The sequence below is a fragment of the Rhizobium phaseoli genome (genome assembly GCF_003985125.1).
Lineage (GTDB): Bacteria > Pseudomonadota > Alphaproteobacteria > Rhizobiales > Rhizobiaceae > Rhizobium > Rhizobium phaseoli.
The window spans coordinates 75,959-87,966 of the sequence record NZ_ML133577.1; the positions used below are offsets into that span (position 1 = coordinate 75,959).

Consider the following 12,008-nt stretch of genomic DNA (forward strand, 5'->3'; position numbering starts at 1 on the left):
TCACCGTTCGGGCGCTAAGGCTCATCAGGCGAACAATATCTCCGAGATGTTGTGCACCACGGAGATTTCGTCGGTCATCGAGTTGGTGATGTAGATGGAATCCGCCGCCGCGTCATAGACCACGTTGGTGGTGGAATCGTCGCCCGGTATGGCGATGTTGACATCGATTGCCGTCTTGATGCCGGTTTTGAAATCGAATGCCGTGCCGATGTGCTCGCTGCCGGAGGAATCGCCGAAGAAGAAGGTGCCGTCGACGGCAAAGCCATAGCCGAGCCCGCCCGCCGCGAAAGTCTTGGATTCGATCGGGTCCAGCGTGTCGGGATCGATCCTGGAGACCTGCCAGGTGGTATCATCGATGCGGCCCACGACGTAAATGCCGGTCGAATCCTGCATCGTGTTGACGGCGGTGAACCCGCCCCAGTCGAAGGTACCCGACCCATTCTTGCCGATAAGGCCGGGGATCGGATCGCCCTTCTGGTCGAGTGATCCGTCCGAAGCATCCCACTTTGCGAGATAGGTCTGATCGGGGAAAGGATCCTCTCCGCCCCTCGCCTCGTTGGTCCTGCCGATGATTGCGCCGCCGCGGACCGCAAAATAGGTTCCGCCGATGTCATATTGGCCCAGGTCATAGTCGCCAAGAGAGATGGCGCCGCTGGCTTGGTCAGCCTCGAATGCCGAGGCGTTGTCGTAGACGTAAACCATAGAATCGTCAGGGAAACCATGGCCAGAGCTGACGTAATACTTGCCCGTCAGCGGATCGACCGCGACCCCTTGGAGCTCGTAATGGTCGAGGAAAGGCCGCACGACCTCTGCCTGCGCCTCGACATGATCCGTATTTACCGACTTCCCATCCGTGACACCGTTCACGGTCAGCGAGATCACACCGACATCCGCGTGTCCGGTGCCGTCGGAGACCTTGTAATATTCGAGCGTCTCCGTGACATGCGCGCCATCGTTAAGTCCTGCCTTCACGGCCGGGTCGAGATCATAGGTGAAGCTTCCGTCGCCCGCGAAATGGAAGGTGCCGAATTGGCCGGCAACATCGGTGCTCCGATCGGCGCTGACGCTGGCGCCCTCGACCGAGCGGAGAAAGAGATGGCCCGCCTCCCCGGCGATGTCGTTGGCAAGCACATTGCCCGCCATCGCGCCGCCTTCCCGGAACGTAAAGGCATCGTCGACCGCGACCGGTGGGCTGGTCACCCCATGAATGTCGAGCGTGAAATGGCCGAAATCGGTATTGCCGGCCCCATCGGAGATTTTGTAGCCGATCGTCTCGCGCAGCGTCATCCCGTCCCGGAAATCCAGCTTGGCCGCCTCGTTCAGCGTGTAGGTATAGGAACCGTCGGCTTTGACGTGAAACGTCCCGTACTCGCCGGCGAATTCGGTGACCTGCCCGCTCTGCTTGGCGACAACCCGCTCGCCATTGAAGAAGTTGAGAGCCATATGGCCGCCGGGGCCGGCCACGTCATTGGCGAGCAGATTGCCCGAAATCACATCGTTTTCGGAGGCACTGAGGTAATCGTCGTTCGCTGTGGGTACAGACACTGTCATGGATATCTCCTTCAAGATCCATTTCGCTGGTCGGCCGGAAGGAAAGCAGCCGACGAGGCGCGCGTCAAATTATTTTCTAGCGAAAGTAGTATTTTAGATTTTCACAGCTTCGTAGTGCTATGCGTCCCAGCATGAGAAGCGTGGGACAATGCCGCACCCGGATGGCAGACTAGGGAGGATGCCGCAACGCGGCACGATATAAACCATTGAAATCCCCACCGCGGCTCGAAATCTTGCGCGCGTCGATCGACAGCATGACGGCAGATTTGTCGGGATTAAGGCGACGCAGTGATCTTGTTGACACTCGGAGTGCCTAAACCTGCGTCTCGTAACGATTGAGGGAAGCATTATGTCCAAACAGGACAATCCGGAAGTATTGCGCGAAGGAAGATTGATCGGCATTTGGTTCTCGTCGCTGGCGCTTCTGGGCATAAGTATGATGGTGACGTATGTCACCCCACAACCCGCCTGATCTTCTCCGCGTCCTCCGCCGTTGCCGGATTATACACCACCATGCTGAGCTCGGGCCGGCCATCCACCTGGAAGGCGGAGTATTCGAAGGAGAGCAGCCCGAGCACCGGGTGCTTGATGTGCTTGGCGCCCTCGCCGTGGGTGCGCACGTCATTGTCGCGCCACATGGCCAGGAATTCCGGGCTCTTGCGGCAGAGTTCGTCGACCAGCGGCTCGACTTGCTCTGCAGCCCCCGCGCGGGCGGCATCCACCCGGAAGGCGGCGACGACGAAGCGGGCAACACTTTCCCAGTCGTATTGGGCGGCGCGCACGCGCGGGTCGAGGAAGATGAAGCGCAACACATTGCGCTCCTCCGGCGGCAGCGCGCCGTAATCTGTGAGTAATACGGTCGCCGCACGATTCCAGGCGACCACATCCCAGATGGCGTTGCGGATCAGCGCCGGGCTCGGATCCAGCGCATCGAGCACGCCCTGCAGGCGCGGCGTTACGCCTTCCTGCCTGCGATAGCGCACCTCCGGCGGCCGACCGAGGCCGATGAGGAAGAGATGCTCGCGCTCGATATCGGTCAGCATCAGCGCTCGCGAAATCCGGTCGAGCACGTCGGCGGACGGCGCACCGCCGCGGCCTTGCTCCAGCCAGGTATACCAGGTGGGGCTGATATTGGCGCGGCTCGCCACCTCCTCGCGGCGCAGACCCGGCGTGCGCCGCCTCTCCCCGGCGAAACCCAAGGCGGCGGGATCGAGCTTGGCGCGGCGGCCCTTGAGATAGGCGCCCAGCCGGTTTTCGGAGGTCACGAATTCGCTCATCCTATTAGCCATTATACCATGATAAGGTCACTACTTTACCATGATAGCAGTCCCGCCGATATCTGTCTCCAGCCAATCAGGAGATATCGACATGCGCATATTCGTCACCGGAGCTACGGGCTGGGTCGGCTCGGCCGTCGTCAACGAACTGATCGCCGCCGGCCATCAGGTGCTCGGCCTCACCCGCTCGGAAAAAGGGGCTGAAGACCTGGCGGCCGCCGGCGCTGCAGTCCATCGCGGCTCGCTGGAAGATCTGGAAAGTCTGAAGCGCGGCGCGGCCGAGGCTGACGGCGTGATCCATACCGGCTTCAACCATGATTTCTCGAAATTCGCCGAAAACTGCGCGCTCGACCGGCGCGCCATCGAGGCGCTCGGCGAAGCCCTGCGGGGCACCGACCGGCCGCTGCTGGTGACCGCAGGCCTTGGCCACGCGCCCGGCCGCATCGGCACCGAGAAAGACCCGCCGATGCCGACCACCGAGACCTATCCCCGCGCCTCGGAAATTGCCGCGGTATCGCTTGCGGCGCGTGGGCTGCGCGCCTCCACCGTCCGGCTGCCGCCCTCGGTGCATGGCCATGGCGATCACGGCTTCGTGCCGATCCTGATCGAAACCGCCCGGCGCACCGGCGTCTCCGCCTATATCGGTGACGGACAGAACCGCTGGCCGGCTGTCCACAGGCGCGATGCCGCCTGCGTCTATCGCCTGGCAATGGAACACGGCGCTGCCGGCGGGCCGTTCCTCGCAGTCGCCGAAGACGGCGTCGTGTTCAAGGAGATCGCCGAACTGATCGGCCGTCGGTTGAACGTACCCGCCGTCTCGCTCTCGCCGGAAGAAGCGGCGAACCACTTCGGCTGGTTTGGAATGTTTGCCGGCTTCGACGTGCCGACCTCGAGCGCGCATACGCGGGCATTGCTCGGCTGGGCGCCGGAGCAGCCGGAACTACTCGCGGACATCGATCATCCGGCGTATTTCGGCGGATAGGCTTCCAGTGATGGAGCGAAGCGGCGGCGAAGTGCGTGCGTCATGCAAGTCATTTGCCTTTCGCTTGCCGCTCAAATGCGCTCGTCGCATATGCTCCTCACCCCCTCTTCTGCCTGCCGGCATCTTCTCCCCGAGGGGAGAAGCGGAATCGTGGCAACGTCTCGCCTCCTTCGGGGCCTCGACAGCCCCGAAGCCCGAGGCACGGCGCGTCTCCTACCGCATCCGCCCTTCATTCGTGTCGGCCGGATCGAAATTCACGTCCCAATCCTTCTTCCGCTTCTTCTTCCCCGGCGGATCCCGGTTCACCGTCGCGTCCTCCGAGCCGGTGATAACGGTCGGTTTGGCGCTGGCGACACCGCTGGCCTTGCGGTCGGCGCGGGATTTGGCGAACTGGCCGGCGGCGTCTTTTTCGGGGTTGGCCATCTCATTCGCCTTTCTGCTTCATCGCGTCGCCGAGATCCTTCATCTCGGGGTCGCGGTTGTTTTCGCCTTTTGCGTCGCGGTTCTTGTCAGGATCGTCCTTGGGTTTCAGGTAGCCGCGCGGGGTATTGCCCTTCGGCCCTTCCCAGCGGGGGGATTGATCGGTGGTGCCGGGAGCACCGTCCCTGGGGGTCGTCATGCCCATTGTCGTTTCTCCTTGGTTGAACAGGGAAAACCGCAAAGAGCGGCAACTGTTCCCGGCCTTATCGAAGCGAGGCAAGCGTCGTGCAGCCAAAGGCAAGCAGGGTGACTGCGGCATTGACCGCATGCGAATATTCCCACTGGCGGCGCAGCGTCTCCCAATTGTCCGGCTGCACGGTCCAGTTTTCGGTCGCCGCGTTCGCCGGCTGGGTGAAGAGCATGAAGATGACGAGGTTGAGCACGATCAGCGCCGCAGCAGCGACCAAGAGCGTCAAAGCCGCCGCGTCGGCCCTGAGCACGATGGCATTGCCTGTATTGGCGAGGAAGGCGAGCGGCAGCAGCAGGCCGACGATCCACCAGCCGGCATAGGCCTGTTGCGCCACGAAATAATCCGCCTTCGCCATCCCGATCTTGTTGACAAGCGAGAGGGCGTGCGCCGCCGGCGCGATGAGCGCCAGGCCGGGTGAGGATGACGGCAAGGAATCTCATGAGAGCTGAACCGTCGGCGGCAGGCAAGGTTCCCGGAAAATATGGAACACACTCCTGCCCGAACGGTTCCCCTCAAGTCACCAACCCGAGACACGGAGCCCGACATGAGCAAGACCAACGTCCGCGAACTTCAGAAACGCGCCGAACAGCAGGTCAGAAACACCAGCGCCGGCGGCCACCTCGGCGGCACCTATTTCGGTCAGCAACCCGACGGAAAAACCGCCTCGGAGACGACCAACGACAGCGCCAAGGCCCGGCCCAACGACGGCAGCAATTAAGCGAGTGCGGCCTCAAGGGCAAGATATGCCGGCCGCTCACAATCATTCACCGCGCGTCTGCGCGGTGAATGATTCTTGGGAACAACTGAGCGCAGGGCCGCTTGCCGCGAACGTCTCCCCGCTTCAGCGCCGGTCATTGAACGGCAACGCCTCTGCACTACCTTCTGCCGTCGGCGGGACGGGTATTTGAGCGCAGCAGGGGGCGACGTGGCATCCTATTCGATTGACGATGCAATTCGGGAGCTTGCTCCGGCACTCTCCAAGGCGCCGGCGCGCGCCGTCAGCGGCGAATGGACCTCCACCACCATGCAGGCCGGGCATTCCTCAAGCACGGGCGGCTACCGCGATGCGGCGGGGAAGACCGTCTCGGACGATTCACGCGATCTGCTGCGAGATATCGGCGATGTCGTCGAAAAACTCGATGCAGCGGCGACCGAGCGCTTCAACCAGGTGGTCGTCCGCTGGAAGAAGCCGGCCCTTCCCTTCATGCGGGCGCAGGTCACGATCGAAACCAGCTTCGACCAGGCGATCGTGCCGCGCGGCCCCGACGACGCGATCTACGAGCGCGCCGCAAGCGCCCGCCGTGCCTTCTGGCAGAGCCGCGGCACTGTGCGCGGAGGTTTTGCCGCCGAGCGCGCCACCGCCAATGTCTACGCCCAGACCAAATGGTTCCGCCCGCACCGCCGGATCCTGGTGATCGATGCACCGGGGAGAATGTTCCTTGCCACCGACGGCCTCTCCACACCCTGGGCCGGTATCTCCGATCCCGAGAACGGCGTCGAATGCGAACTCTTCATGGAATTCGGCGCCGCCACGCTGGATGCGACGACAATCGCCGACTGGGGGAACCTTTTGATCAACCTCGGCGATCTCGTGGCCGACGGCTACCGCGTTGCCCGCGATGTCGAAAAACATGGCGCCATCCTGTTCTGCCGGCTGACCGCGGATTACCTCCCCCTGACCCGCATCGTCCTGGGCCGTGATCCTGGCCGGCATGCCTTTCGGCTCCGTGCCGCTGATCCGGGCAACGGCAATCGCCGAAACCGAGATCGAGGGCGGCGATGCCGACGAGGACTGGGGCGCATCGGCGGCGCGCCAGGCGCTGGCGAAACGCGGCATCGCGCTGTAGCTCACGGCGCGTAACGTGTGAAAACATAGTCATGGTCTTTCACATTGCCGACATGGCAGGAAAGACAGGTTTCGTGCTGAGCGATGTCAACCGGCTTGCCATTGACGAACCTTCCGAAGCCCCAGCCATGGCTGTCGGGATATCTCTTGGAGTCCTTCACCATCACCTGCACGGTGGTCGGGGCCCCCGGCACCGTCGCCGGTGCAAATTCCGTCGATTGCATGCGTTTGTAGGCAAGTTTCACCAGGATCGACCCGTCGGGAAACGGCAGGGTGCCCTTCTTGTATGCCTCGACAGCAATGTCGTTGCCGAGGACGGCGCGCAGTTCATCAAGTGGCGGCGCTTCCTGTGCCGGCGCGATGAATTTCCAGTCCCTGTAGCCGTCAGGAACAGTGACGCCGTAGATCGGCGAGGCGTTTTCTGGCGATACGCCCGGGGAAGCGGAATAGGAGATGGCGACGCTGAGGGCGAGACTGGAAATGGCAAATACGCCAAGGAGAGCAAGCTTCATTGAAAACTCCTGCCGGACCGATGTTCTCAGGCAGGATCCTTTCGGATTGTATCTGACGAATGTCAGGCTCCAGCCGAAATGTATCGAAGTGTAGCCGTGTACGCACCGGCTCGTCGCGCCGATCATTTCATCGAGATGTCATGAAACTTCTTGTCCCGGATCGGCTTTCTACAACGAAGCGAAACAAGGAACTCCAAATGACCGGCGCCGAAAACCACGCTAAAACCGCCATCGTTCCAGTTCAGAACGTGTCATTGGCCGAGCAAGTCGCCACTGCGGCGGTGCTTGAAGACATGCAAAAGGCAAGCCTCGAGCCCCTTCAAGCCGCGCCGGCACCAGCAGCGGCGCTGTTCTCCTGGGACCTCGATCCGCAGGAGATGCTTAAGCTGTCCTCCGAGGTGATGACACTGCCGATGGTCTTCTGGTCGACGGGCCTATCCCTGGCCTATTCCCTCTGGCTATCCTCGCTGCCGTCCGCAGGCGGAACCACAGATCCGATCGGTCAACGCGCGGCTTAGCGGAGCAACCGATCGCCTGCCGCCAGCGACGTCCGGACCTCTACAAAAGGCCCACCTTTCCGCCCTCAGTCCAGGCTATTTGCCGGATGAGGGCGAAGAGGCAAGCGCCACGTTTCAAGCCTGGCGCAGCCGCTTATTCGTTGACATCCGGCTCGACGACCTTGGCGAGATTGCGCAGCGATTCCTGCCAGCCGAGATAGCAAGCTTCCGGCGGGATAAGGTCGGGTATGCCGGCCTGGGTGATTTCCACTTCGGTGCCCACCGAAACCTTCTTCAGCGTCACGGTGACTTCCATTTCGCCGGGCAGGTTCGGATCGTCGAACTTGTCAGTGTAGCGAACCCTTTCACCCGGGGCGAGTTCGAGGAATTCGCCGCCGAAGGCGTGGCTGTTGCCGGTGGTGAAATTGCGGAAGGACATTCTGAAAGTGCCGCCGACGGCCGGTTCCAGATGATGCACGGTGCAGAGAAAACCGTTCGGCGGAAGCCATTTGGCGAGCGCGTCTGCCTCGATGAAGGCGCGATAGACCTTTTCCGGGCTGGTCGCGAAAACGCGGTGCAGGCGTATGGTGTTCGGCATGGTGGTGATCCTTTGATGGACGGAATGAACGAGCTAAGGACGGACAAGCCTTTGCCGATCCGACATGGGATCGATCTTTTCTGCAAGAAAAATCGCTCGCAGGCGTGAGCGTGTCAGCTCGGCATGCCCTCGAATTGCGGGAGGTGGAGCGGCATTGCCCAGGCCAATCGCCGTTTGGTGAACATTTCTACCCCCGGCTCGATCAGCTCCGGCCGGTCCAGGCTGCCGAGGGTGACAAAAACGAGGCCGGGGAAGCTTTCGAGGTTGCTGCTGAACAGCCTCGCGCCGCAATCGGCGCAGAAATTGCGATCGAGCCCTTTGCCGGAATCGGCGATATAGTGAAATGCTTTCGGATTGCCGGCCATCAGGGTGAAATCATCCTGCGGCACGGCAAAGAAGGTGGCGGCCTCGCCGCCCGAGGCCTTCTTGCAATCCAGGCAATGGCAGTCGGCGACAAAGGTCGGATCGGTATCGAAGGCGAACCGCACTGCGCCGCAGGCGCATTTCCCGGTATATTTCCTGCTCATGCCAAGCGCCTTTCCCCTGATGTTGGAATGCCGATGGTCGAGTATCCGGTCGATTGGCCTCAGGCGGCGGCCTGCTCACCCAGCGCATTGAGCAGCAGGCGAGCGGCCTGCTTCGAAGACGCCGGGTTCTGTCCGGTGATCAACTGATCGTCCTGGACGACATGCACCGCCCAGTCTTCGGTCGCCGAAAACTTCGCCCCCTGCCCTCTCAGCACGTCTTCGAGCAGATAGGGCACGACCTCGACGAGATTCACGGCGGCCTCCTCGGAATTGGTGAATCCGGTCACCGTCCGCCCGTTGGCGATCGGCCCGCCATCGGGCGCCTTGACCTTCGTCAGGATCCCCGGCGCGTGGCAAACGAGCGCCAGCGGTTTTCTGGCCGCAAGCGTCGCCTCGATGAGCGCGTGGGCGTTGCTGTCGTTCGTCAGATCCCAGAGCGGACCATGGCCGCCGGGAAAGAACACGGTGTCATAATCGGCCTGGTCGATGTCAGACAGTTTCAGCGTATTGGCGAGCGCGGCCGTGGCCTCCGGGTCGCGTTCAAACCGTCGCGTGTCTTCCGTCTGAAAGGCCGGCTCGTTGCTCTTCGGATCGAGCGGAGGCTGACCTCCTTTGGGCGAAGCGAGTGCGACCTCGGCTCCGGCGTCGCGGAAGACAAAATAAGGGGCGGCGAGTTCTTCGAGCCAGAAGCCCGTCTTCTTGCCGGTATTTCCAAGCTGATCATGTGATGTGAGAACCATGAGAATTTTCATTGCCCAGCTCCTTCGCTCCGGCCGGAGGATAAAGCCTTCGCGTCCGGTTTAACGGTGAAACACTGCCTGCAATCTCATGCTGAATTTCCAAAATCATAGATCGGCCACCGGCGCGACACAAGCCTCCTGTTCCATTCGGAATGATAAGAACGCGCCTGATCCTCCCGCCCTTCAAATTCCTATTGGAGACGCATAGAAGATCGGTATCGCTGTTGCGCATCGGTTCAGCGGAACCTTCGGGGAAATTGGAAAGTGAACAAGCCGAATTATCGGGATATTGCCCGCCATGCCGGCGTCGGCACTGCAACGGTCGAGCGCGTCCTGAACGGGCGCGGCGGCGTTCGGCCGGAGCTGGTCGAGAAGGTGATCATTGCCGCGCGCGCGCTGGATTATCCCCGCAAGCTCCCGGACACCCATCGCAGCCTGCTGCGCATAGAGGTGTTGATGGTACGTCCCGAAACAACCTTCTATCAGCGGCTCTCCGCGGCATTCGAGAGGATTGCGGCGACTCTCGACCCGCTGGTCATCGTGCATCGCAGCTTTACCGAAGAGATGAAGCCGGAAGAAATCGCGCGCCGAATCTTGTCGGCCGGCCTGCGGCGCGCAGGCCTGATCCTGGCGGTACCCAGCAATCCGGTGATCGGCGCGGCCGTCGAGAAGGTCAGCGCCCAAGGTTTGCCGGTTGTCCACGTCGTCACTCGCGCCTCGGAACATACAGGCGAATTCGTCGGCATCGACAATTATGCCGCTGGCCGGACGGCAGCGCTCTTCATCGGCAGAATGGGACGCCGGACCGGTCCCGTCTTTGCGATCTGCCATCCGATCTATCAGGTGCACCGCGATCGAATCCGCGGCTTTTCGGACTATTTTCTCGAGCACACCGGTGCCACCAGCTTCCAGTGCCTGGGGTTCGGTCTCGACGAAGAGCATCTCGGCGCGGAACTCCTGTCCTCGGCCTTGCGGATGTATCCGGACCTTGCCGGCCTCTACAATGCTGGCGGCGGCAATTCCGCACTGATCAATGTGCTGCGACGGCATGCGCGCGAACGCGGCATCTTCTTCGTCGGCCACGAGCTCACCGACTATACGCGCAGCGCATTGCAGGACGGCACCATGGATGTGGTCCTCGACCAGGCGCCCGAGGCGCAGGCCAGGCGATCGCTCGATCTGATCCTGCGCCGGATTGGCTTGACCGATATTGAGCCGGATCGGGCGCCCATCCGCTTCATCACCATCACCAAGGAAAGTCTTTGATCTGATTTGATCAAGAATGGTTTCGGCGCCGCGGCGGTCTCCTGCTACTTTCAAGACAGAAGGAGAGCCGATGCGTCGACAGCCGCGACATCCCGACACGAAAGGCGCTCTCCTGCGATCAAGATGCAAGTGCGGGCCGACGATTCCGTCAGCCCGAAGGAGAGAACAATGGACGATCTGAAATTCGGCACGCGCAACAAGCGCGGCGACTGGGCACCGAACCAGCCAGCCGAAACCGCCCCGCTGTTTGCGTTTCCGCCGCGGCTGATGGCGATCCTGAAATGGCTGCCGCATTACTTCTTTCCTTGGAATGCGATTTTCGCCGCCTCCGCGATCGCTTATTGGGCCTGGGTCATTCCGCCGATGGAGACGATGCAAACGCTCGGCATCGGCTGGGCCGCTTGGCTCTACGCCGTGAACGCGATCTGCGTTTTACTCTTCTACGGCGCCTTCGAGGTGCATCTCTATGTGCTGAAGCGGCAGGAAAATCGCTTCAAATACAATGGAAAGTTTCCGTCCGAGCAGAAGAACAAAGCCTTCTGGTTCGAGCGCCAGAACGTCGACAACATGTTGCGCACTTTCTTATCGGGCGTGGTGATCTGGACCGCCGTAGAGGTCGGCATGCTCTGGGCCTATGCCAACGGCTATGCGCCCTGGCTAAGCTTCGCAGAGCACCCCTGGACGATTGCCGCCTTGGCCCTCGTCGTGCCGATCATTCACGAGTTCCACTTCTTCTGCATCCACAGGCTCATCCATACGCCCTTCCTCTATAAGTGGGTGCACTCGGTCCACCATAACTCGGTCAATCCCTCGCCTTGGTCTTCGCTGTCAATGCATCCAGTCGAGCACCTGCTCTATCTCGGCACGGCCCTCTACCACCTGATCCTGCCGTCCAATCCGATCCTGATGCTCTACCAGCTGCATTATGCCGGCTTCGGCGCCATTCCCGGCCATGTCGGCTTCGACAAGGTCGAAATCGGCGGGGACAAGCTCATAGATAGCCACGCCTATGCGCATTACCTCCACCACAAATATTTCGAGGTCAATTACGGCGACGCGCTGATCCCGCTCGATAAGTGGTTCGGCACCTGGCACGACGGCTCCGCCGAAGGCGAGGCGCAGATGCAGGCGCGCTACCGCCGGCGCAAGGAAAAACTCGCCGCCCGCAAAGCGCGCATGGAAGTCACGGGAGCAGCCGAATGAGCTGGATTACTGCTTGCAAGCTCGACGACATCGAGCAGGAAGGCGCCATCCGTTTCGATCACGGCAGCCGCACCTACGCCATCTATCGCGGCCCCGACGACAGCGTCTATTGCACGGCCGGCCTCTGCACCCACGAGGCGATCCATCTCGCCGACGGACTAGTCATGGATTTCGAGGTCGAATGTCCGAAGCATTCCGGCGCCTTCGATTATCGCACCGGGGAAGCCTTGAGGCTGCCCGCCTGCGAGAATCTGAAAACCTATCCGACAGAGGTGATCGACGGAGAGGTTCGCGTGGCTCTGATCTGAGCCCGCAACATAGGCAGGCCTGAACAGCCTC

The 12,008-nt window shown here is 61.6% G+C and carries 15 protein-coding genes and 1 pseudogene; 7 read left to right on the forward strand and 9 right to left on the reverse strand.

What is annotated here, in order from left to right:
- Nucleotides 1-24: 24 nt before the first annotated feature.
- On the reverse strand, nucleotides 25-1,551 hold the full coding sequence (locus tag EFD56_RS20770) for an Ig-like domain-containing protein (protein ID WP_126906115.1): 1,527 nt from the start codon (nucleotides 1,549-1,551) through the stop codon (nucleotides 25-27).
- A 452-nt stretch (nucleotides 1,552-2,003) separates the two neighbouring features.
- Nucleotides 2,004-2,828: a helix-turn-helix transcriptional regulator gene (locus EFD56_RS20775; protein WP_037140035.1), complete on the reverse strand. Its 825-nt coding sequence runs from the start codon at nucleotides 2,826-2,828 to the stop codon at nucleotides 2,004-2,006.
- Nucleotides 2,829-2,919: 91 nt separating this feature from the next.
- Here EFD56_RS20775 and EFD56_RS20780 point away from each other — a divergent pair, with 91 nt between their 5' ends.
- Nucleotides 2,920-3,810, forward strand: a complete 891-nt coding sequence (locus EFD56_RS20780) for an SDR family oxidoreductase (protein WP_126906116.1) — start codon at nucleotides 2,920-2,922, stop codon at nucleotides 3,808-3,810.
- 213 nt (nucleotides 3,811-4,023) lie between these two features.
- Here the strand turns inward: EFD56_RS20780 and EFD56_RS20785 are convergent, their stop codons facing one another.
- The 3 genes from EFD56_RS20785 to EFD56_RS20795 are packed head-to-tail and all read right to left on the reverse strand — an operon-like array spanning nucleotide 4,024 to nucleotide 4,910.
- Nucleotides 4,024-4,233 carry a hypothetical protein gene (locus tag EFD56_RS20785; protein ID WP_126906117.1) on the reverse strand — a complete coding sequence of 70 codons (210 nt, stop codon included), beginning with the start codon at nucleotides 4,231-4,233 and terminating at the stop codon, nucleotides 4,024-4,026.
- Nucleotide 4,234: 1 nt separating this feature from the next.
- Entirely contained in the window at nucleotides 4,235-4,435 is a 201-nt protein-coding gene (locus EFD56_RS20790) for a hypothetical protein (RefSeq protein WP_016733431.1), read from the reverse strand.
- Nucleotides 4,436-4,493: 58 nt separating this feature from the next.
- Nucleotides 4,494-4,910, reverse strand: coding sequence for a hypothetical protein (locus EFD56_RS20795; RefSeq protein ID WP_225881610.1), 417 nt, complete (start codon nucleotides 4,908-4,910; stop codon nucleotides 4,494-4,496).
- A gap of 114 nt (nucleotides 4,911-5,024) precedes the next feature.
- Here EFD56_RS20795 and EFD56_RS32710 point away from each other — a divergent pair, with 114 nt between their 5' ends.
- Both EFD56_RS32710 and EFD56_RS20800 read left to right on the forward strand, forming a co-directional pair.
- Nucleotides 5,025-5,198 (forward strand): hypothetical protein, encoded by a 174-nt coding sequence (locus tag EFD56_RS32710; RefSeq protein WP_016733432.1) that lies wholly within the window; start codon nucleotides 5,025-5,027, stop codon nucleotides 5,196-5,198.
- Between the two features lie 207 nt (nucleotides 5,199-5,405).
- Nucleotides 5,406-6,327 (forward strand): annotated as a pseudogene (locus EFD56_RS20800) (hypothetical protein).
- Nucleotide 6,328: 1 nt separating this feature from the next.
- Here the strand turns inward: EFD56_RS20800 and EFD56_RS20805 are convergent.
- Nucleotides 6,329-6,838 (reverse strand): cytochrome P460 family protein, encoded by a 510-nt coding sequence (locus tag EFD56_RS20805; RefSeq protein WP_126906118.1) that lies wholly within the window; start codon nucleotides 6,836-6,838, stop codon nucleotides 6,329-6,331.
- A 140-nt stretch (nucleotides 6,839-6,978) separates the two neighbouring features.
- Here EFD56_RS20805 and EFD56_RS20810 point away from each other — a divergent pair, with 140 nt between their 5' ends.
- On the forward strand, nucleotides 6,979-7,356 hold the full coding sequence (locus EFD56_RS20810) for a hypothetical protein (protein ID WP_225881611.1): 378 nt from the start codon (nucleotides 6,979-6,981) through the stop codon (nucleotides 7,354-7,356).
- Nucleotides 7,357-7,489: 133 nt separating this feature from the next.
- On the opposite strand, the gene EFD56_RS20815 is transcribed toward EFD56_RS20810, so the two are convergent.
- The 3 genes from EFD56_RS20815 to EFD56_RS20825 form a co-directional block, all read right to left on the reverse strand.
- A complete protein-coding gene (locus EFD56_RS20815; RefSeq protein WP_126906119.1) occupies nucleotides 7,490-7,933 on the reverse strand; it encodes an SRPBCC family protein in 444 nt (147 codons plus the stop codon).
- A 113-nt stretch (nucleotides 7,934-8,046) separates the two neighbouring features.
- On the reverse strand, nucleotides 8,047-8,460 hold the full coding sequence (locus tag EFD56_RS20820; protein WP_126906120.1) for a GFA family protein: 414 nt from the start codon (nucleotides 8,458-8,460) through the stop codon (nucleotides 8,047-8,049).
- 59 nt (nucleotides 8,461-8,519) lie between these two features.
- On the reverse strand, nucleotides 8,520-9,212 hold the full coding sequence (locus EFD56_RS20825; RefSeq protein WP_126906121.1) for a type 1 glutamine amidotransferase domain-containing protein: 693 nt from the start codon (nucleotides 9,210-9,212) through the stop codon (nucleotides 8,520-8,522).
- A 252-nt stretch (nucleotides 9,213-9,464) separates the two neighbouring features.
- Between EFD56_RS20825 and EFD56_RS20830 the strand changes: the two genes are divergently transcribed.
- The 3 genes from EFD56_RS20830 (at nucleotide 9,465) to EFD56_RS20840 (ending at nucleotide 11,977) form a co-directional block, all read left to right on the forward strand.
- Nucleotides 9,465-10,466, forward strand: a complete 1,002-nt coding sequence (locus tag EFD56_RS20830; RefSeq protein ID WP_126906122.1) for a LacI family DNA-binding transcriptional regulator — start codon at nucleotides 9,465-9,467, stop codon at nucleotides 10,464-10,466.
- A 168-nt stretch (nucleotides 10,467-10,634) separates the two neighbouring features.
- Nucleotides 10,635-11,669 carry a sterol desaturase family protein gene (locus EFD56_RS20835; protein WP_126906123.1) on the forward strand — a complete coding sequence of 345 codons (1,035 nt, stop codon included), beginning with the start codon at nucleotides 10,635-10,637 and terminating at the stop codon, nucleotides 11,667-11,669.
- The gene (locus EFD56_RS20840; RefSeq protein ID WP_004676509.1) at nucleotides 11,666-11,977 is read left to right on the forward strand and encodes a MocE family 2Fe-2S type ferredoxin; all 312 of its coding nucleotides are present in this window, start codon (nucleotides 11,666-11,668) and stop codon (nucleotides 11,975-11,977) included. Before EFD56_RS20835 ends, EFD56_RS20840 begins: the two co-directional genes overlap by 4 nt.
- Nucleotides 11,978-12,008 lie beyond the last annotated feature (31 nt).